Below are 21,597 nucleotides of genomic sequence, written 5' to 3'. Positions count from 1 at the left end.
TGCTTAGAATTTTCAAAAAAGCCCCTCTCTATTTTTATTAAATTAGGGAGGGGCTTTTTTTAGTTTTTAAATGCCTCAAACGCCACAGTCGGCTTTCCAGCATTGTCAAAAGCACCCAGCGAATAACCTTTCCAATTGTAAGCCTGAGGCTCCCAGTACAATACCCCCAGCCCTTTGTTGCCAGGCACAGATTTTACCTTGCTGATCAGGTCACTCAAAAACTGGCGGCATTCCTGTGGGCTGTCCCAGCTCATGCCCACTTCTACAATCATCACTTCTTTGCTGTAGCGGGTTACCATGTCATTCATGTTGCTCAAGCATTGTTGGTTGAAGTTTGACCAATCGCTGGGGCCTGGATACAACGACATGCCAATCACATCGTACCTGGCCCCGTTGGCCTTCAATCCATCAAACATCCAGCGAAAGAGCGTATTGCTGTAACCATTGGAGATGTGTGCAATGACTTTGGCTTTGGGGAAAACCGCTTTTACCGCATCGTAACCTGCATTGAGCAATTGGGCAAAGTTGCTCATATTGGCCGAGGCTTTGCCTTCTGGCCAAAGCATGCCATCGTTGGTTTCGTTGCCCACTTGTACCCATTCGGGATCAATGGAATTATTTTTGAGGGCACTCAGCACTTCCGTGGTGTGTTCAGCCAGCGCGGTTTTTAAGCCAGCCAAGTCTTTGCCTGCCCAGGCAGCAGGCTTGGTTTGTTTGCCCGGATCGGCCCAGAAATCGCTGTAATGGAAATCGATCATGATGCGCAAGCCCAAGCTTTTGGCGCGCAGGGCTTTAGCCACCACATCTGCTGTATTGTTCCAGACTGGAGAAGGATTGACCCAAACCCGCAAGCGGATGGTATTCATTCCCAAGGCTTTCATCAACGCCATGCATTCCTGGGATTTGCCGGTTGCATCGTAAAACTTGACCCCTGCGGCTTCCATTTCGGTGACCCAACTTACATCTGCACCTTTGGCAAATTCAACTTTGCTTGTATCTATGGGTGGATCAACAGTGATGGGGGTGTTCTTTTGAGAACAGGCCAAACTAAATACAATGGCGCAAAAGATGAAGATGAATTTTTTCATGGACAGACAATATTATGGGAGTTGAAAACCTAAAAACTCCATACCTGGATTGTTGAATTGCCAAATCCAACAGTCAAGGATGGAATTACGCAAACAATAGTATCAACGTAAGCACAATACCTCCCAACGTGAAATACAACCCTTTTCTGAAGATGGAGGTGCTGGGCATAAACATCCAAAAAGAAGATACAACGAAGAACAGCAAGGAAAGTCCAAAAAAGATATTGAAAAAATACAAGGGATCTTCCGTTTTTGCCTTGTGCAAATGCGTCATTTTATCCAAAAGCCTCGGCAGCTCTTTTACCGTAAACTCCGCCTTGCCTGTGCTTTTGTTGTAGGTGCCGTTCCGAAAATAGACGACATCACCTTCTTCTTTGTCTACCTTAAACTCTCTCATCTTCAACATTTTGCCAATTTCGGCAGCAGAAGCGTTGGGTTTGATGGTTTGGGTGATTTGCTTTTCTTGTTTCAGGAAATCAGTATCCCGGAAAATGAGCAGCACGCCACTCAATGCATAAACGGCCATGATTCCAGCCAAAAAGAAGCCCAAATAGCGGTGAATAACCCGCATTGAATTGCCAAATGAATTCTTACTAGCCATAGCGAAGTAGTTTTTTTGTGATGGCCAAAAGTACATTTTTGAATTTTAACTTGAATAAAGTTTTTATTTGCGATCTAAAGGAACAAAGCTGACATTTGCACTAACAAGCAACGCAGAAAAATTAACTTCCCGATTTTGGCTTTTGAATAGGAAGCCGAACGGTTCATTTTAAGTGAGCTTTCTATTCAAAAGCCTGTCAAAAAATCGGGAAGTAATTTTTTGCGTCATACAAATTAAGTAGCTTGGAGTCTTTTTTCAACCCACTTTTACTGACATGAGTACAAATAAAACCTTAAAAGAAGAAGCGCTTCACTACCACGCCAAAGGACGCCCTGGAAAAATTGAGGTCATCCCTTCGAAAGAAACGGCGACCCAACGCGATCTGACCCTGGCTTATTCTCCTGGAGTTGCCGAGCCTTGTCTCGAAATCGCTGCCAACCCCGAAGACGTCTACAAATACACCGCCAAAGGCAACCTGGTGGCAGTAATTTCCAACGGAACAGCCGTATTGGGATTGGGCGACATCGGTCCTGCTGCCGGCAAACCTGTGATGGAAGGCAAAGGCCTCTTGTTCAAAATCTACGCCGACATCGACGTTTTTGACATTGAGCTCGATACCAAAGACGTCGACGAATTTGTGCGCACCGTCAAAATCCTCGAACCTACCTTTGGTGGGGTCAATCTGGAAGACATTTCTGCTCCAGAGTGTTTTGAAATCGAAGAGAGACTGAAAGTGGAGTTGAACATTCCCGTGATGCACGACGACCAGCACGGTACCGCAATCATCAGTTCAGCCGCTTTGCTCAATGCCTTGGAATTGGTTGAAAAAGACATTGCCACCATCAAGATTGTGGTCAATGGAGCAGGAGGAGCGGCCATTTCTTGCTCAAAGTTGTACAATAGCCTGGGGGCAAAGAAGGAAAATATTTTCATGTTCGATTCAAAGGGGTTGATCCACCCGAGTCGCACCAATCTTGATGGCAAAAAAATCGAATTTGCCAACGACAATGTTCCTGCTGAAACCACTTTGCTGGATGCGCTGAGAGGCGCCGATGTTTTTATCGGGTTGTCTAAGGGCAATGTGATGGATCAGGAAATGGTCAAAGTCATGGCCAAGGATTGTATCGTTTTTGCCATGGCCAATCCCACGCCCGAAATTTCCTACGAAGAAGCCATGGCCGCACGCGAAGACATCATTTTTGCAACGGGACGCAGCGATTATCCCAATCAGGTCAACAACGTTTTGGGTTTTCCGTACATCTTCCGCGGTGCCCTGGACGTGCGCTCCAAAGTGATCAACGAAGAAATGAAACTGGCCGCCGTACGCGCCTTGGCCGATTTGGCCAAAAAGCCCGTTCCCGATATGGTCAACATGGCTTACGGCAAAGACAACCTGGTTTTTGGCCGTGAGTACATCATTCCCAAGCCCGTCGATCCCCGTTTGCTCACCACGGTTGCTCCAGCTGTAGCCCGTGCCGCCATGGAAACGGGCGTAGCCAAGTTTCCGATCCTGGACTGGGATGCCTACGAAACCCAATTGTCCAAACGCCTCGGCTTGGACAATACCCTGACCAAGGCCATCATGAACAAAGCCAAACAAAGCCCCAAACGGGTGGTTTTGGCCGATGCCGAAAACTTGTCGGTACTCAAAGCTGCACAACAAGTACGGGAAGAAAAAATTGCGACGCCAATTTTGTTGGGCAACATCAAAAGAATCCAGACCCTGATCGAAGAGAATCAATTGAACCTGGATCAGGTGGAGATCATTGACCCAATGTCGCCACAAACCGACGAAGGCAAGGCCAAACTTGAAAAATATGGCGACATCCTTTTTGAAAAACGCAAACGCAAAGGCTTCAACAAGCAGGAAGCCCACGACATCATGCGCCGCCGCAACTACTTTGCTTGCATGATGGTAGAGGCCGGTGATGCCGACGCCATGCTGGGAGGGATGACCCGCAATTACCCAGAAACCCTGCGCCCAGCTTTGCAGATTGTTGGCCGCCAGGATGGGGTGAAAAAAGTGTCGGGGATGTACATCTTGATGAGTCGTTTTGGTCCACTTTTTTTGGCCGATACCACGGTCAACTTCAACCCAACAGCAGAAGAAATTGTCGAAATTGCTGAATTGGCGGCCAAAGAAGTTGAAAAATTCAACATCAAACCGCGCATAGCCTTACTGACTTATTCCAATTTCGGCAGCGCCGAAGGCGACGATGCCATCAAAATGCGCAAAGCGGTGGAGATGCTCAAAGCCAAACATTCGGGGCTGATCGTCGATGGCGAAATGCAAGCCCACTTGCCTTTTGATACCGAATTGCTGATGGAAAACCATCCTTTCTGCGATTTGGGAAAAGACGGCGCCAATATTTTGTTGTTTCCCAACCTCTCTGCTTCCAACATAGCCTACAACCTGGTCAAGGAAGTGGCAGCAATCGAAAAAATCGGCCCGGTGTTGATGGGCTTGAAAAAACCCGTAAACGTGTTGCAATTGGGCAGTACCACCCGCGAAATTGTGAACATGATTGCGATTTCGGTAGTGGAAGCACAAATGGTCAAGTAACATAAGTCATGCAAGCAAATCCATCCATCAATGCGCTTTTGTCGGAGGCAGCAACATGGTGATTTATGGCATTTGCTTGCATTTATTTTGTTCTCATTCCTTACCCACCCAAGATCAGTTTCAAAATTGCATCAGCGCTACCTGATAGCTTTTTTTATCCAGGGTCTCGGCATAAATCCACATTTCCTGATTGGAGAGTGCCGCGCAGTTGGAAGGCCGTACTTTAACTTTTTCAGTGCCGCCGTGTTCCAAGGCACTCAGTTTACTGCCACTGCCGTTAAATGTGGCCTGGCGCATGGGATTTTTGCTTTTGTCGTTGTAAAGCAACAGCATTTGATCATCTTTGGCCAGATAGGCAAAGGAATCAAAATATCCCTGATCGTAGCTTACCTGGGTTTTGTCCAGGCTTTGCAACTTGCAATTGGCTAGATCCCGAGTGAAGCAAACCATCAATACTTGCCCATAAAACCGTTGGCCACTGCCGCGAAAAGGAGGCAGAAACTGTTCTGCAATCAGGGCAATCCCGCCATTGGAATCGAGGTGCAATCCTCTCAATTGAAAATCGGATAAGCGCCGGGGAGAACCTTCCAGGTTGGCCATTTCCTCCTGGCCGAAATGTTGTTGATTCAACGCTACCTTTCCTGAAGCCGGATCAATTGCTAATACGAAAGATCCCGTAAGGTCACCTGAAAGGCTGCCAAAAAAACCGCCACAAATCATGCGCCCATCCGTTGCCAGTTCCAATAGTATTTGCTGGGGCTTTGCAGAACCCAGGTTGAATGTATACGTTTTTGATTTTCCCTGTCCTGTGAAAGCCAAAATACCGTATGCAGGGTCGGCAGCTTGATCTTTAATGGTCATTCCGGTATGACTCAGCAAGACCATTGCGGTTCCTTCGTTGTTCACTTTGTAACCCAGCAATTGGATGGTTCGATCCTGCCAGGGGAACACGGGTTCGGTGGCCCAAAGCGGTACTGCATTCTCATCACAAACCACCAGCCAATTGCGCAACCAATTGCCGGAAGCATATGGAAATCGATTGTAAATCAATAGCTTGGAATGATCTGGAGAGATTTCAAAACCAAAAGGGTTGGTAAAAAGTCCTTCCTCCCAATTGAGTTCTAATACCTGACGCGGGGCTCGATAGGGTTGCAGGTTTTCGGGGTTGATCTCCTGGCTGTACAAGCGCATTTTTCCTGTTCTCAGGTCATTAAAACTGAGGAGGAGGTGCAGTCGATTATTGAGCAAAACCGCTTTTTCAAGGTTCAACAGCCCTTGGTCGTATTGCAAACGCAGTGGAATCTGTTTTTCGAGTTTTAAATCGGTATTGAAAGCTTGAATGACGGGCGGTAACAAAGCAGGGTTTCGCATATCGGTCAGCAAAGTGTAAATGGCTTGTGGGGTTCGCCCAATGACCTGGCTGATGTGTAGGTTTTTATCGGGTTTTTGATGGGGACGTCCCCACTTTATGGATTGGCAAAACAGCAATTGCGGCAATAGCAGAACGATCAGGGCTATAAGTTTTTTCATCTGTACACGAGATTAAAAAATGGCAAAATAAAATTGATGCCGACACAAGTGTCGATTCGTGTATAGTAGCCAGACTTTTATTTTGGTTGGATCGTCGAATGACAAATATAGATGAATTTTTGTTGTATCCAAGTTAATTTTTATGTGTTTATATTGTTATTAAAAAAATTGAAAAAAAATGTTGCCGCACTTGGCCGAAAGCGAAGTGCGACAACATTTTTATTAGCGTTTAAATTACCGCTCCCTCAACAAGTTCAACAAATCATCTGCCGATAACCTTGCACTTATATCGGATCCACTCAACAGTGAATCGGCCAAATCGCGTTTGGTGCTGTGCAGTTTCAGGATTTTTTCCTCGATGGTATCTTCGGCTACCAGGCGGTATACCGTCACCGGTTTTTCCTGGCCGATGCGGTGGGCGCGATCGGTTGCCTGGTCTTCTACGGCGGGGTTCCACCAGGGATCCATGTGGATCACGTAGTCGGCAGCGGTGAGGTTGAGCCCCACACCACCGGCTTTGAGGCTGATCAGGAAGAGATCGCCTTCACCAGCCTGAAATGCTTCAATGCGTTTCTGGCGTTGGGGTAGGGGAGTTTGCCCATCCAGGTATTGGTAGCTGATGCTTTTGCTTTTGAGGTAGTTTTCCAGGATGCTGAGGTGGTCAACAAACTGGCTAAAGACCAGCGCTTTGTGGCCATTTTCGAGCAATTCTTCCACTACTTCTCCAAATAGGCGCAACTTGGCACTTTGGTCTTTGATGAACTGTCTGTCCACCATGCCGGGATGGCAGGCGGCACGGCGCAAGCGCATGATTTCGGCCAGAATGCGCAGGTGCTTTTGGCCGCCCTGTATGCCGCCTTCCATGGATTGCTCTAGGTCTTCGAGTGCTTTGCGGCGCAAGGCCTCGTAGAACGCTTTTTCTTCAGTACTCAATTCTACGGTGAGGGTGATTTCCGTTTTTTCTGGCAACTCTTTCAACACTTCGTTTTTGCGGCGACGCAAAATGAAGGGTTGAATCAATCTCCGCAATTGATCGCGGCGGGTATCATCGGCAAAGCGCTCGATGGGTATTGCAAAGCGCTCGTTGAAACTCTCCATGGAGCCCAATAAACCAGGATTGATGAACTGAAACAGGTTCCACAGCTCACCCAGGTGGTTTTCCAAGGGCGTTCCCGTGGTGATTAATTTAAAATCGCCCTGTAAGCGCATGGCGGTTTCGGAGCGTTTGGTGGCCCGGTTTTTGATGGCCTGGGCCTCATCGAGGATGATGGTTGAAAAGACCTTTTTGGTGAAACTTTCCGCTTCGCGGGTCATCAGGTCGTAAGTCGTGATCAGGATTTGGCCTGGTTTGGCTTTTTCAATTTCAGCATCCCGGTCGCCTTCTCCAAATAGAACGGCAGTTAGCTCGGGAGTGAATTTGCCGATTTCTGCCACCCAGTTGCGGCATACCGAAGCAGGGGCAACCACCAGTGCCGGACCTTGCGTAGAACGCAATTGCAGCAGTGCCAGGGCTTGTACGGTTTTACCCAAACCCATGTCGTCGGCCAAACAAGCGCCTACACCCCAATCGGCCAGGCGGCATAGCCATTCGAAGCCTTCTGTTTGGTATTCGCGCAAGGTGGCTTTAAACTCGGCAGGAGGCACGTAACTGCGCGTAAACGCATCCTTCATGCGGTCGATCGATTCCTTGAAGCGCTTATCTGCTTCTACCTGATCCAGCAAGGATGTGAAGCTTTCCATGGCAGGAACTGCCAGTGGGTGCAACTGGTAAGATCCATCTTTGTTGGGTGCCATCAAGGCGTTAATCTCCTGAAGGCGGCGGCGAAACTCTTCGGTCAAGGCCAGAAACTGGCCAGGGCCAATTTCTACAAATCCATTGCGTTTTTGCTGGGAAAGTTCGATCAACTGGCGCATGTTGAGCACCATGTTTTCATCTATGCGCAATTCGCCTTTTACTTCAAACCAATCTTGCCTGCTGTTGATGTTCATGCTGAACTGGCCGAGTCCGGCTACGCGGGTGATGCGGAACTTTTCGCCCTTGGGCCACTCCAAAATGATCTCTTGACTGTCGATAAAAGGTTGCAATTGCAGGAGCAATTCTAGGCAGATATCGGCGTCTTCGAGTTCCCAGATATTGTTGTGTGGGAGGTATTCTTGCAATACCGGTACTCCTTCCAGCAAGCGTACCTGATTGTTTGTTTCGGCATTCAGGTCACGATTGGTGCGTACCCATTCCTCGTCAATTCTGGCGGCAATGGAGCTTTCTCCTTCCCCCGCATGTTGGTAGGGGGGATAGTCGGTAAACGGCTTGACGTACAATTCCACGTGAAAGCCATCGCCAACGGGCAACAAGTGCACACAAGGGCGGGCATCGGCTTCTACCTCGCGGGCGTCGGCATCGACGCTTACCGCAGTTGATTCTACATCCACCAAACTCATCAAACCCGCCAGGGCTTCTTTGAGTTTGGTTTGGGCTTCGAGCGGCACAAACAACTTTTGCTTTTGCAGCGCTTTGGCCACTTTATAATGCTCTTCGGTGTATTGGATCAGCTTGTAGCGGGTGGGCGATTCCTTGACGATTTCGTAACCCACTTCGTGGATTTCGCGAGAGAAATAGATCTCGTAGCCACCTTCTACTTCCCGGGTTTGCAGGACGGGTTTTTCTTCCAACAATTGCACCGCGATTTCCGGTGATTTCATCAGGAACAAGAACGGGTGACCAATCAAACCAGGGAAAACGGCAGTGGCATTCAATTCATATTGGTCGTAGCCCGCACGGATCACGCCTTTTTTGATCGCATTGGCATCCTGATCGGTCATTCCTTTGACCTCCCGGTTGATGAGTCGGTTGATGGAAATGTTGCGGCCAGCAGTCCAGCCTTTTTTCCCAAACGTTTGCTCCTTGGCTACGGCTTCGGAGTTTTCAAAATCCACCAGCCACACCAATCTGGTGGCGCCTTCCACGGTAGAAGGTTTGATTTTGCTGCTGAGGTTGAGCAGGGCATTGAGGGCGCTTTCCCAGATTTCTACTTTAGGAAAAATATTTACGACTGGTTCCCAGTTGTCCCCTTCTTGTTCAAGAGCTTGTCTGGCTTCGATCCAACGCGGATTTTGCGGTTCGTTGAGGGCCAGGATAGCCCACAATTGCCAGGCCAGCCAACGGTAACCTTTGAGTTGAAGGTGTTCGGCCATCCCGGCAATTTCTTTGGCACTCAGGGCCGTTTCATCTACCCAGTAAATGGCCAGAGTCTGGAAAAAAAGCCCAATGTTGTGCCAGGGACGCAGTGCAACGGCCGCTCTGGCCTGGGCTAATCCGCCTGTATACATGCCCAATACGGCATCGAGGTAATGGAAAATATCCAGGTAATTGCCACCGAGTTTAATCTGGCGTTTGATTTCGTCAAGCAATGGGCCGGATTCAGCCATATCCAGGCCTTTGCTCCGCGCCAAAAGGTAAAAAATGCCATTGAGTCCTGGCAATAAAGCTTTGTTGTTGCGGCTTTGACGGCGAAAGGATTTTTGGGCCAATTCAAATCCGATTTCCGCTTCGCGGTATTTGCCTTTGAAAAAATGGTGTTGCGCCGCAAAACTCAATTGATTCAACTCATCGAAATGAACCGCAAGTTTGACCAACAGATCCCATTTGCCTTGAAAAACCACGATTTGAGCCATCAAGCGTAGGATGGTATTGCGGGTTTCTAGGTTTTCGGGCAGGTTTTTTTTCTCCAGGAGGTAGAGAAAATAGCCATCCGTGGGCTTAAGGTGCAGCAATAGCAAGGATAAATGGCTGATCAGCAATTGATAGCGAATCCCAACTGGTGCTTTTTCCAGCTTTTCAAGGTCAAATTCATTGGGCAAAAAAGAACGCCAAATGGGTTCTCCGGATTTGGGTGAATGGGTATCTGCCGTTTGAATTTCCTTGGTAAATGCCGCCAAATCGTCTTGATAATAGGCCAGACGGGCATTTCGAAATGCGCGGCGCGCTTTGTCGGGAGAGTTGGTCAACCACCATTCCGAATCCGAAAATCGCTTGACCGAAGGAATGGCTTGGGCAAAGTCTTTTTCGGTTTTAAACTCTTGATCCAATAAATAATCTGCAAATACAGGATCTATGGCGTAACGATCGGCTTTCTCTCTGGTCAAAAAACCGCTTTGCACCATTTTATTCAAACTGTTACGCAAAGTGGCCTGGCTAAACTCTACTTTAAACCGTGCATCAGTGATGATGTAGGTAAACTTGTTGATGTTGACGCCTTCGTATGCCACGGCCAGGATACGCAATACCAGTTTGTTATCGGGTGAAAGCGAGCGAAATTCCTGGTACAGTTTTTCAGGGGTTTTGACGGTATTCAAGTTCTGAACTATAATCGGATCCTTGTCAAATTTTTCGCGCAATTCCAGCAAAGCAGCAACGCTGTGTTTGCAAATAATGCCAGCATCGTAAGGACAAGTACAATGGGCTTCTTCAAATTTGTCGTTATCGAGCAGGATGTTGACCTTGTATTTGTCGTTTTCACCACGTACCAGGGCTTGCCAATGATTGGGGCTAGTAGGAGCAAGTTCCTGAACAGCATCTTCCAAAAACATTCTTTTACCCCGCTCCATAATGGTCGGGTGGATGTATCTTTCTAATTCCTTAATGGGAAAAGACATAGTTGTTTATCTTTCTTTGGTCATGATCAATTGTAAACCTTGCTGTTGCAACATCCGGTTGAACGCACTGATCTCGGTGGATTTGAATGCGTTCAATTGGGTTTGGATCGGCACAAAGGCTTTTTTCAAATCTTCGAGCCGCTCGTAACAACCCGGATTAGGGCGGTCGTCCTGGCCGTTGACAATCGAATACAAATAGGCCATTTGATCGTCGATTTGCGAAGGGTAGTTGATGGGGTCTTGCCCCACTTCACTTTTGGTTTGAATGAGTTTTTCTTCCCATTCGGTTAATGCTTTTATCAGGGGATCTCCAGCTGCTTTCACCGCTTTAGCACTATTGGCCTTATTGGTTTTGCTGCGTTCCAATACATCTTTGATTTGGGTACGCCAGGAGCGGATGTCACCAATGGTGGAGTGGCAGGTATTGAACAGTTCTTTTACCTGCATGGTCAAGTCGTACTGGGCTTGCAAATCTGCCTCACTTTGGCTCCAACGTGGATCTTTTTTGACACTCAGTACTTGTTCTTGACGCTGTCCCTGGTATTCCAGTACAATTTTATGTGCGCCGGGCATGGCTTTTACTGCGCCCATATCGGCCAATGAAAACTGTGCGCCATTTTGAGCGATCGGCTCTTCGTACTCCAGATTCCATTCCAAGCGATTGAGGCCGGTGCTTGCCCGTAAGGATTCTTCGTCAGTTTCAGGTTTTGAAGAAAATACCTTTCGCGCTTTGCCTTGAGGGTCGATGATGGAGAGTTTCAAGGTAGACGTATCGGCAACCTTGTTTTTCAAAAAGAAATAAATGATCGCGCCATTGGGGGCTGGATCGGGAGCTGCTGGCCCCCGGAAGCCACGAAATTGGCTGCGGTAAGCATCGCGAGGTTTGAACAAGGTCAACTCGCTTTGAACTTTGGTGGCAATGCTGTGCAAAGGCGTCAGGTCATCCAGAATCCAGAATCCCCGGCCATGCGTGGCCAGCACCAAATCTCCATCTTTGATGGCCATATCGGCGATGGAAACCGGAGGCAGATTGAGTTGGAAAGGCTGCCAGTTTTTGCCTTCGTCAAAAGACACAAATAGGCCCAAATCGGTGCCTGCATACAACAAGCCTTTCCGCTTGGGGTCTTCGCGTACCACTTTGACGTATTGATCAGCAGGAATGCCGTTTTTGCCATCGCTGAGTAAAGTCCAGCTTTTGCCGTAGTTGTCCGTCAGAAAAATATAGGGTTTGAAATCGTTTTCGCGGTATTTGTGTACGGCAATCAAAGCCCTGCCCGCTGCGTGTGCCGAAAGATCGATCATGTTGACCGTGCCATCTACAGGAATATTGGCAGGGGTAATGTTTTGCCAGGTTTTGCCATTGTCGCGGGAGAGGTGTACCCGACCATCGTCAGAGCCAGCCCAAAGCTCACCGGGAGTTTGGGTAGATTCTTCAAAAGCAAATATAGTGGTATACAGCTCCACCCCGGTATGGTCGTGTTGAATTGGTCCACCAGGAATGTCGTGGTACTTGTCGTTGTTGGTGGTCAGATCTGGGCTGATGACTTCCCAGTTGCGGCCAGCATCCGTAGAGCGGTGTACGTATTGCGAACAGTGGTACACCACATCAGGATTATGCGGGGAAACCCGGATCGGCGCGTTCCACTGAAAGCGGTAGCGAATATCACGAGGAGCGGTACCGTCGTGCATCTGCGGATAAGCAACTACATCGCGGCGGTGCCCCCGACTCAAGTCGGTTTTGGTGATCTGTCCGATGTAATTGCCCGCGTAAATCACATTGGGATTACGGGGATCTACCGCAATGTGGCCACTTTCGCCGCCGCCTACTTCGCGCCATTGTTCCTGTGGGCTAAGGGCAGGATCAAAACGACTGGGGACGGAAATGGTGGAATTGTCTTGCTGGGCGCTGTACAAGCGATAAGGAAACTGATTGTCGAGCGTGAGGCGGTAAAACTCCGGGGTAGGTTGGTTCAATTGGCTGCTCCAGGTACTGCCTGCGTTGAGAGTGATGCAAGCCCCGCCATCATTGCCTTGAATCATGGTATTGGAGTTGTCTGGATTGATCCACAGCACGTGGGTATCGCCATGCGGTACATTGATGCGGGAGAAAGTTTTGCCCCCATCGATCGACTTCATGAAGTTGACGTTGAGGTTGTAAACCGTATTTTCGTCCTTGGGATCGGCATAAATCCGCGAATAATACCAGGCACGTTGGCGAATCGTATGGTCGCGACAAATGCGGGTAAAAGTTTTTCCGCTATCCTCAGAGCGGTACAAACCGCCTTTGCTTTCGTCTTTGGCTTCGATTTGAATCCAAACCCTGGAAGGTTTTACTGGCGAAACCGCGATGCCAATGCGGCCAACAACCCCATCGGGCAATCCACCAGCGAGTTTTTCCCAGGTATCGCCACCATTGAGGCTTTTCCATACGCCGCCTTCGGCACTGCCGTCGACAAGTGTCCAGGATTTGCGCTCGGCAGTCCAGAATCCGGCGTACAAAATGCGTGGGTTGGAAGGATCGGCCACGAGTTCAATTGCGCCGGTTTTATCGCTGACGTAAAGGATTTTTTCCCAGGTCTTGCCTCCGTCTTTGCTGCGGAAAATGCCGCGCTCAGTACTGGGGCCAAACACATTGCCCAAAACCGCCACCGTAACCCAGTCCGGGTTTTGGGGATGCACCACAATTTTGCCAATCTGTCCGGCCTGCTTCAGCCCCAAATGCGTCCAATGGTTTCCAGCATCGGTACTGCGGTAAATGCCATCGCCGGGAATGACGTTGCCACGCGGATCGGCGGTACCCATGCCGACGTACACGACATTGGGATCGGACGGCGCAACAGCAATGGCGCCTACGGAAGCCGTTTTGATGTCGTGGTCAGAGAGGTTTTTCCAGGTCAGGCCAGCATCGGTGGTTTTCCAAACGCCTCCTCCGGTTGCACCCATGTAAAAGGTGTTGGGTTCTTGGCGCACGCCTTCAACTGCGGTAGAGCGACCACCTCGACTTGGGCCTACGAAGCGAAACTTCAGGGCTTTTAAATGGTCGGTATTCAAACTCAAGGGACTGGTGGCCTCAGTGCCGGGATCGGCGGGGGGAATCACTTTGGGGGCAGTCTTGTTTTTTTGCGCAAAAGCAGTCAGAGCTATGACGCTCAGGATAATGCAAAAGAGCGGCTTCAGATTCATGGTCGATGGTAAAAGGTTAAGCCGCGAATATAAAAATAAATGCCAAGTTATTGGAGTAGTGTCTTCGATTTTATCTGGGAAAGATGTTTTTGGCATTTTGGCATTCATAAATGGAGAGAAAATGGATGTTCAGCTGAGTTGGTAAAAAATCATTCTTTTGAAGTCGAGTTAGTCATTGCAAGGACTAGGAATTTTAGTTGATTTTTGGGTAAAAATCCACCATGCAACTTCGCCACACACGCTATCTCATCACCGCTTTCACCACTCCGTTGCGTTTGAATGAGCCATTTGATGAAATCCGCGATTTTGACCAGCGTTTCCGGGGCATTGTACGGCGGCACCTGGCCGTGTTGGCCTGGTGGAGTTTGTTGTGCATTGCAACCGGGCCGCTGGCCATTGTTGCCTTTCATGGAGAGACCTATTATTTTTTCATGATGCACATGGTTTGGGGTTTTATCAATCTGGCCTTCGCTGTGCTGGTTTTTTACCACGCCATTTTTCGCAAATTCCAAAAGGGCAATGCTTTTGAGCGTTTTGAAGCCCAGCGCCACGTCGAAAAAATGCTACTGCTCAATATTGGCCTTGATTTTGCGTATGTTTTCACGGGTTTGTTGCTGCACGAACACGGCTTGCGTGAAGGCGTGTCTTTACCCGAGTTGTGGCAAGGCTTTGGTTGGGCCATCGTGGTACAAGGACTATTCTTGTTTGCTCAGGATACTTGGGTGTACCACTTGCACGCGGCGAATTTTGTGAAGGCTGCGCCGTTTTTGAGGGAGGAGATGGGGGTGGAGTAGGGGCGGCGCCTCATACGACTGGACATTTTTTGTTCACACAAATTTGACGCAGGTTAAATCGCAGAAAAATCTGTGTGAAATCTGCGATTTAATCTGTGTAGCATCTGCGCGAAATAAAAATGTCCAGTAGTGTAAAGGCACAACCTCAATCCACCTTCCCCAGCACCCATTTCCCCACCAATTCCCCTTGTTTTTGGCCATTGGTGATGGCGTCGATGAAATGAATGCCGCCGTACATGCGCGAGATTCCAGCCTCATCGGCGGCCTGCTGGAAGGATTGGAAATTTCGGGACTTCAGGCCAAAGCGTTCCTCCACGGTATCGGTATAGGCAAAATTTTCGCCAAAGAAATGAGTCAGAATCGTGGCGGAGGCGGCGGAGATGGTGGAATGGCCACTCAGGTACTCCGGGAAAGGAGGCGTTTGCAAAAAAGGCTTCCACTTTGGGTCGATGTATTTACGGATGGCGGTTTCAGGGCGGATGCGGTTGCTGCGGTATTTCTCGTCCCAGCAGCAGTAAAATCCGTCCATGAGGCCAATGGCCAGTACGGTATAGGCCTGGATTGTTTTTGACAAGCTCGCTTTGGATTTTTCGCAGGCAATTCCCGCGATCCCCATCCAATGTGCCCCGGGGGAGATTTTTTTCATGCCCACCATCAAGTGGCCGTTGTCTTGTAAAGCAAAGGGATTGCAGTCCCAAAAAGCGGCGATTTCCTTTTTGTCCGGGCTTAAATCCTGGGCATACACTTCCTGCATTTGGGCATAAAAGCCGGATTTTTTATCTGCCGAAAAAGGTTCTGGTGGCACTGGTTTGAACTGCGCAGCCGAATCCAGGGTGAAAGATCGAATGGTATTGAAGTAAGGTTCTACCGGTGCAAAATAGCCCGGAGGCGTGGGATACCAACTGCCCTCTGTACCCAGCGGCGTGTAGCGGGGGTAATTGCTAATGCGGTTGTAGCGATCGGCCTTGGCATAGGCGAGGATTTGAACACTGATGGCTTGCGCAAAAGCCTGGGCTTGATCCAATTGAGTCGGTACTACCCCTGCTGATTTTAGCGAATCCAGCCATTTTTTTTCCAAAGTGTCTAGTTTTGGGCCGGAAGGCTGGAGTTTTTTGGCGGTTTCGTACATGGCCAAAACCGCGGCCAGTTTGTAATCATACGCCTCGCTGGTAGCTGGTTTTTCGATTTTTGGAAAATCGGTCAATTTGCCGTACATCGAAGGGAATTCCGATTCGTGCAGGGCGATGACTTCGTAGGCCGCCAAACAGGTGTACGCAAAAAATCGCGCTGCCAGTGGAGGGTTGCTGACATCGTGGATCATCACGTCGGTCATTTGGGTGATGACTTTGGAGATGTTTTGAGACGTGATTTCGGGGCTAGTCGGCGCCTTTTTTGTACACGCAAATAGGCTAAAAAGCAGTACGTAACTATAAATGTACTTCCGCATGAGTGGTGGATATTTATGGAAAATTCATGCGTTGAATGCATAAGCTTACTGTTGCTTAAGAACCCCTGAGTTCTGAAGGAAGGGTCGATTGGTTCCATTTTAGCATGGCAAAAAGCCCCGTTAGGGGCGTGATATGGGTAGCAAATGGATTCCCAATATTTCCGAAGTCCCGTTAGGGACGGAACATGGGTATTTTAAGTGCAAAAATACCCATATTCCGTCCCTACGGGACTCTGGAAAACACCGGGACCGTTGTTTTCTACCCATATTACGCCCCTAGCGGGGCTTCCGATGCACGAAATGTTAGAGCCTATCGCCCCTGCTTTCAGGGTTCTTAGGCAACAGTAATATTGCGCATTCAACGACTAAAAATAAAAATCATCAAAACTGATATGCCTTAACCATTTGCTGATGAACACCAACAATCAATTTTCGCTGAAGCGTCAGCACACTCCGCACATCTCCCAATAGCCGCAATCCGGCCTGTTTTTGTGGAACGGAGCTGAATGTGCCCTTGCCGTCTCCTTTCAGGATCAGGCCGTAGTTGGCGTCGTATTTGCCGAATTTAAGGCGGGCTTTATTGATGTTGCCGCCCAGGAACAAGTCTTTTTTGCCATCCTGGTCAACATCCAGCGTGCAAATCGCATAGATTGGCGATGCCTGAGCCTCCAATGGCAGGGCTTTCTCCTGAAATTTGTGGCTTGAACCCATTACAAATAAAGCCGTTTTTAGGTAGTTGGCTTCAAGTCGCGTTGCGCCTTTTAATTCCTCGGGGGTAAATACCTCCTTCAAAGTGGCGTCGGCGTAACTTTTGTAATCCGGAAACCGAGGCCGCATGATGCTCATTTGATCCAGCAATTCATCGCGGGTAATGTACGGATAGCTGGTGCCCTGGTTGTAGTAGCAAAGGATTGGATCAACGGCGCCATTGTCGTCAAAGTCTTTGAAGTAGAGTTCCACGGGCTCTTTGTCGCTGGCTTTCAACTGTGAGTTTGTTCCCAGGTTGCCCACCAGCAGATCGGTATTGCCATCGCCATTCAGGTCTTCCAGGAGCAATGTATTCCACAATCCTGCGTATTTTTTGTCAAAGTAAGCGTTGGTCACATCCGTCCATTTGCCATTTTTTTGTCCAAAAACGGTGATGGGCATGAACTCGCCAACGAGGATCAATTCAGGGCGTTTGTCGCCATCTAAATCGTGCCAGGCTGCGTCGCTGACCATGCCGATCTGTGCCAGCGTTGGTGCGAGGGAGGCGGTTTGATCTACAAATTGTCCTTTCCCGTTGTTGATCAGTAAATAACTGTGGGGAGTCTCGGGATAACGTCCGGGGATAACCCGCCCTCCAACGAACAAATCCGGTTTGTTGTCGCCATTGATGTCAGCAACACCAACGCAGCTTTTGCTGGACAATATTGTGGGTAATGCGCTGCTGCTTTTGCTGAAATTGCCTTTGCCGTCATTCAGGTACAAGCGATCTTGCAAGGCCGGATCATCGGGTAGAAAATTGGCATAGCCACCGCTGCACACGTACAAGTCGGTGAAGCCATCGCCATTGGCGTCCAAAAAGGCGGCATCGGAATCATCGCTGGCTTTGTCGGCTTCAAAAGCTGCCTGAGTCTTGCGGGTAAAACTGCCATTTTTGTTTTGCAAAAAAAGTGCGCCAGCTTGCTCGCCCTCGCCACCTGCGTATACATCCTCCAATCCATCTCCGTTGATGTCGCCTTTGATCAAACATGGGCCAAGCTGAGACAATGGATTGCTCAGGAGTGGCTGTCTTTTGAAGTCATTGATGCTGTTGGTCGGGGAGAGGAAAGCAATGGGAGATGCTATTTCTTTAAAAATTGGCGCAGGAAACGTTGGTGAAGTAGAAGCGGCATTGCCTGCTTTTTGCTCCTTGAGGGTCAGTAGTTGATCACCACTGAGCTTGTAGATTAGCTCTAGTTTTCCACTCAACCAAACGATTTTCAAGCTGTCGATGGTTTTGTTTTGGCCCAAGCCAAAATGCAAAACGGGTGATACGCTTGATTGATAACCACGGGTAGGCATTTGTTCCAGGTATTGAATTTTGCCTTTTTGGTACAGTGTTACCTTTGCACCCAGGCCCTGTTTGTTTTGGCCTTCGCCTTCCAGTTTGAGGTTCAGGTAATGGTTTTTAAAGCGCTTGTCTGCTTCGTTTTGGTAAATCGAGGCGGGCAGGTTGATGTTGTTGACCACCAGATCCAGGTCACCGTCGTTGTCCAGATCGGAGTAGGCTGCCCCATTGCTGTTGGAAGGTTGGGCGATGCCCCAGGGCTGACTGACATTTTGGAAGCTCAAGTCGCCGTTGTTTTTGAAGAGGTAGTTGCTGAGGTTGGAGGCCGGGATTTGTTGCACCAATTCCAGCACGTTTTGGCGCTGGATGCTGCCCTGGTTGTTTTGGATAAAATCCCCCATGTATTTTAGAAAATCCAGGTTGGTATAGTCGCGCAGGTAACCGTTGGTGATGTAGAGGTCTTTCCAGCCATCGTTGTCGTAGTCGGCAAACAGGGCCGCCCAACTCCAGTCGGTACTGGAAATGCCTGCCAGTTGGCCCATTTCCGCAAAGCTCAATTCGTTGTTGATCAGCCCTTGATTGATCTGGAGCATGTTGCGCATGTATTGGTGTCCAAAACCGACCTTGAGGTTGAAATCAAATTTTTCGTAATTATCGGGTGTCATCAATAGCTTTTGGCGGCGATTGTCTTCTGGCAGCATGTCCAGGGTGAGGATGTCGGTCAGGCCGTCGTTGTTGATGTCGGCGGCGTCGCTGCCCATCGAAAAGTGGGAGGTATGGCCAATGCTTTTTTGAATTTGATTGACGAAGCCCCCTTTTTTATTGTTGAGGTACAGGAAATCGGGAATGGTGTAATCGTTGGAGATGTACATGTCGATCCAGCCATCGCCATTGTAATCGGCCATTGCGGCGCCCAAGCCGTATGAAAGGGCAGAGCTGAGTAAGCCGGCTTGTTGGGTAATGTCTTGAAAAAACGGTTCGCCATTGGCGCTTTTATCGTGTCGAAACAAGCGCATGCCGTTGCTGGGGTCGTCTACTTTGAGGATTTCGGCGGTGGTGGCTTCATCCAAAACCGGGAGAGAACGGGGGTTGTGGTTGAGCAGAAACATATCGAGATCGCCATCTTTGTCGAAATCAAAAAAGGTCGCCTGGGTACTGGTCGCGGGGCTGTTGAGGCCGTATTCGGCGGCTTTTTCTACAAAAGTTACTTCGCCAGATGGAGACACGCCCTGGTTGATAAACAGTTGGTTGGTGCGCTTTTCAGGGCTCAAACTTCCCGAATAACAAACATAGATATCGAGTAAGCCATCGCCGTTTACATCGGCCATGGTTGTGCCGGTTTTCCAGGGGCCATCGCGACCGGAGACTCCTGCTGATGCGGTGATGTCCTGAAAAGTCATTTTGCCTTTGTTGAGGTAAAGGCGGTTGGACTGCATATTGCTGGTGAAATACAAGTCGTCGAGGCCATCGTTGTTGACATCGCCCACTGCTACACCGCCACCGTTGTAAAAGTATTCGTACATCAGCACATTGGTGTTGAGTCCTTCGGTGATGGCGTTTTGGAAATCGATGCCTGTTTTGGCCGGGTTCAGTAAAGTGAAAAGTGCATCGGCGGGGGCGGTATCCGTGGCTTGATCGCTTTTGCACTGAAAGAAAAAGAGAAGTATAACAAGTAAAGTAATTGCTTTCTGAATGGTGTAGATGACTCTCATTATTGATAATGTTTCAATTGCAAGAATTTCAAAAAAAACTGGACTTGATGCACAAATGTAGCACAAAGGATACAAAAGCAAAGCAAAGGGGCACAAAAGACCATTCGTTCTCTTGCGCCCCTTGCATTTATTCTAGTTGAAGAACTTCAGGATTAATACCCTGGGTTTTGCACCAGTTTATTGTTCCGGTTCATCTCATCGCGTTGGATCGGCAGGTAATACTGTTTGTCCAACCAGGCGCGGTTTTCCTTACCTGGGTCGATTTCAAAGACCTTGTAAGTATAATCGTAGTTGGTCGGATCGTACTTGTAAAGTGTCACATTTTTACCCGCTTTCAGGGTACCATTGATGTTGATGCCATTGGCTTTGCGGCCCAGGGTAGTGGGTGCAATCATCCAGCGGCGGGTATCGTGGTAACGCTGCTCTTCCAGGTACATTTCGATGCGTTTCTCGTTACGGAAGCGCTGCTTGAGGGCATCGCCAGATTCGGTCAGTGCAGGCATACCTGCACGGAAGCGGATTTTGTTGAGCCAGGTGCGGGCAGTGGCATCGTCACCCAATTCAATCAAAGCCTCAGCGTAGTTGAAGATGGCTTCAGTGTAGCGCAGGGTAGGCCATGGCACTTGCTGCCAGGTGTTTTGGTCAACGATAGCTGGGTTTGGATCGATGAACTTGCGGGCATAGTAGCCTGTGTAACTGCCATTCCAGTCTTCTACACTACTCTTACGGGTGTCCAAGCCAAAGGCTGGCACTTTGGTAGAACCACTTATTACTTCGTAAGTACCCGTTTGAATTTGGTTGACAGGATCCTTAGAGGCTACGGCGGCAGGACGTGGTTTCCAGTTTGAACCATCGTACAGGATGGAAGAGTAGAAACGTGGATCACGATTGGTGTAAGGGGCAGCAGCGTGGGCTGGATTATTCCAGTCAAATTTACTACCATCCATCATTTCATAATCGTCGATCATCAATTGGATAGGGGTGTTACCCGCCCAGTTGTTATAGCCATTAGGCCCGTTGAACAGACCTTGGCGACCGCCACCTTCCTGTTTGAGGTTGATGAAATAACGCGCCAAAATCAATTCCTTTTCGCCACCGTTTTGAGACAAAGAGGCGTTTCTGTAATTGTTCACTGCGTCGGCCTGTGCAGCAGGTGCAGATAGACCGAGTTGGAAGCCGAAACCTGGCAAATCCACCACTGCTTTGGCGGCATCACGGGCTTTTTCCCAGCGGGCTTTGCGGTCACCACTCACGTAGCCAACCAATTCAGGTTTGGCATAAGCGGAGAGTACACTTGACTTCGCTTTGGCAGTCGGCATGTCGTGCAAGTCACTTGCTGCGTACAACAATACGCGCGACTTCAGTGCCAGGGCAGCAGCCTTGGTAGCACGACCGGCTACTAGCGTTTTCCCGTCCAATAAAGCTGCGGCTTCATCACAATCTTTGACGATGAAATTGACACACTCTTCATAAGTATTTCTCGCCGACAAAAAGTCGGTATCGTCCAATTTGTATGGTTTGTCTACGATGGGCACCCCACCGAAATAGCGCAGCAATTGCTGGTAGTAATAAGCGCGCATGAACTTGGCTTCCCCTTTCAAACGATCCACCAGGGTTGGATTGGTGAATTGTGGGTTCTCCAGATTGCTCAGTGCCAGGTTGGAGGCACGAATGCGCAGGTACATGTTGTTCCAGCTCAAGGTGCCATTGATCCAACCTGGATCGGCTGGGTTGGAACGTGACTCGGTAATGGTCGTAATGTTGCGACCAGGGTGAGTGAACATGGTTTCGTCGGTCAATGAAGCGAGCATTTGCTCGTCGAAACCACCATTGCCCAATCCGGCGTAGATATTCGATACGAAGGCTTCTGCCAGGGAGCCATCGGTCCAGACCGCTGTTTCCGCTAACTGATCCAAAGGTTGTGTATTGACAAAATCGTCATTACAACTGTTGATGAACAAAACTGCAACTAATGCTAAGATGATGTTTCTCAT

10 protein-coding genes are annotated in these 21,597 nt (G+C 48.9%); 2 read left to right on the top strand and 8 right to left on the bottom strand.

Annotated features, from left to right (window positions below):
- Positions 1 to 59 precede the first annotated feature (59 nt).
- Together ABW391_RS02920 and ABW391_RS02915 are read right to left on the bottom strand one after the other, a co-directional pair.
- On the bottom strand, positions 60 to 1,088 hold the full coding sequence (locus ABW391_RS02920) for a glycoside hydrolase family 53 protein (RefSeq protein ID WP_353480324.1): 1,029 nt from the start codon (positions 1,086 to 1,088) through the stop codon (positions 60 to 62).
- A gap of 85 nt (positions 1,089 to 1,173) precedes the next feature.
- Positions 1,174 to 1,689: a PepSY-associated transmembrane domain-containing protein gene (locus tag ABW391_RS02915; RefSeq protein WP_502916310.1), complete on the bottom strand. Its 516-nt coding sequence runs from the start codon at positions 1,687 to 1,689 to the stop codon at positions 1,174 to 1,176.
- Positions 1,690 to 1,963: 274 nt separating this feature from the next.
- On the opposite strand from ABW391_RS02915, the gene ABW391_RS02910 reads away from it, so the two are divergent.
- Positions 1,964 to 4,252, top strand: coding sequence for an NADP-dependent malic enzyme (locus tag ABW391_RS02910; RefSeq protein WP_353480322.1), 2,289 nt, complete (start codon positions 1,964 to 1,966; stop codon positions 4,250 to 4,252).
- Between the two features lie 120 nt (positions 4,253 to 4,372).
- Here ABW391_RS02910 and ABW391_RS02905 read toward each other — a convergent pair whose 3' ends face one another.
- The 3 genes from ABW391_RS02905 to ABW391_RS02895 all read right to left on the bottom strand — a co-directional run bounded on the left by ABW391_RS02905 (position 4,373) and on the right by ABW391_RS02895 (position 13,618).
- Positions 4,373 to 5,782 (bottom strand): hypothetical protein, encoded by a 1,410-nt coding sequence (locus tag ABW391_RS02905; RefSeq protein WP_353480321.1) that lies wholly within the window; start codon positions 5,780 to 5,782, stop codon positions 4,373 to 4,375.
- 234 nt (positions 5,783 to 6,016) lie between these two features.
- On the bottom strand, positions 6,017 to 10,435 hold the full coding sequence (locus tag ABW391_RS02900) for a DEAD/DEAH box helicase (RefSeq protein WP_353480320.1): 4,419 nt from the start codon (positions 10,433 to 10,435) through the stop codon (positions 6,017 to 6,019).
- A gap of 6 nt (positions 10,436 to 10,441) precedes the next feature.
- Positions 10,442 to 13,618 (bottom strand): VPS10 domain-containing protein, encoded by a 3,177-nt coding sequence (locus ABW391_RS02895; RefSeq protein ID WP_353480319.1) that lies wholly within the window; start codon positions 13,616 to 13,618, stop codon positions 10,442 to 10,444.
- A gap of 221 nt (positions 13,619 to 13,839) precedes the next feature.
- Between ABW391_RS02895 and ABW391_RS02890 the strand changes: the two genes are divergently transcribed.
- Positions 13,840 to 14,412, top strand: a complete 573-nt coding sequence (locus ABW391_RS02890) for a DUF6992 family protein (RefSeq protein WP_353480318.1) — start codon at positions 13,840 to 13,842, stop codon at positions 14,410 to 14,412.
- Positions 14,413 to 14,557: 145 nt separating this feature from the next.
- Here the strand turns inward: ABW391_RS02890 and ABW391_RS02885 are convergent, their stop codons facing one another.
- From ABW391_RS02885 to ABW391_RS02875, 3 genes are all read right to left on the bottom strand, one after another.
- Complete coding sequence (locus ABW391_RS02885) at positions 14,558 to 15,859, bottom strand: vanadium-dependent haloperoxidase (protein WP_353480317.1); 1,302 nt, start codon at positions 15,857 to 15,859, stop codon at positions 14,558 to 14,560.
- Between the two features lie 381 nt (positions 15,860 to 16,240).
- Entirely contained in the window at positions 16,241 to 19,603 is a 3,363-nt protein-coding gene (locus ABW391_RS02880) for a VCBS repeat-containing protein (RefSeq protein ID WP_353480316.1), read from the bottom strand.
- A gap of 152 nt (positions 19,604 to 19,755) precedes the next feature.
- Positions 19,756 to 21,597, bottom strand: a complete 1,842-nt coding sequence (locus ABW391_RS02875) for a RagB/SusD family nutrient uptake outer membrane protein (RefSeq protein WP_353480315.1) — start codon at positions 21,595 to 21,597, stop codon at positions 19,756 to 19,758.

Source organism: Haliscomenobacter sp., from assembly GCF_040403615.1.
GTDB lineage: Bacteria > Bacteroidota > Bacteroidia > Chitinophagales > Saprospiraceae > Haliscomenobacter.
Note: the sequence above shows the minus strand (reverse complement) of the source record. Positions and strands in the feature narration are given on the sequence as shown.

Bases quoted from the DNA above. Each gene is read 5' to 3' on its own strand.
- ABW391_RS02915 (WP_502916310.1), bottom strand. From the start codon at position 1,689: ATGGCTAGTAAGAATTCATTTGGCAATTCAATGCGGGTTATTCACCGC.
- ABW391_RS02880 (WP_353480316.1), bottom strand. From the start codon at position 19,603: ATGAGAGTCATCTACACCATTCAGAAAGCAATTACTTTACTTGTTATA.
- ABW391_RS02910 (WP_353480322.1), top strand. From the start codon at position 1,964: ATGAGTACAAATAAAACCTTAAAAGAAGAAGCGCTTCACTACCACGCC.
- ABW391_RS02890 (WP_353480318.1), top strand. From the start codon at position 13,840: ATGCAACTTCGCCACACACGCTATCTCATCACCGCTTTCACCACTCCG.
- ABW391_RS02920 (WP_353480324.1), bottom strand. From the start codon at position 1,088: ATGAAAAAATTCATCTTCATCTTTTGCGCCATTGTATTTAGTTTGGCC.
- ABW391_RS02900 (WP_353480320.1), bottom strand. From the start codon at position 10,435: ATGTCTTTTCCCATTAAGGAATTAGAAAGATACATCCACCCGACCATT.
- ABW391_RS02885 (WP_353480317.1), bottom strand. From the start codon at position 15,859: ATGCGGAAGTACATTTATAGTTACGTACTGCTTTTTAGCCTATTTGCG.
- ABW391_RS02875 (WP_353480315.1), bottom strand. From the start codon at position 21,597: ATGAGAAACATCATCTTAGCATTAGTTGCAGTTTTGTTCATCAACAGT.
- ABW391_RS02905 (WP_353480321.1), bottom strand. From the start codon at position 5,782: ATGAAAAAACTTATAGCCCTGATCGTTCTGCTATTGCCGCAATTGCTG.
- ABW391_RS02895 (WP_353480319.1), bottom strand. From the start codon at position 13,618: ATGAATCTGAAGCCGCTCTTTTGCATTATCCTGAGCGTCATAGCTCTG.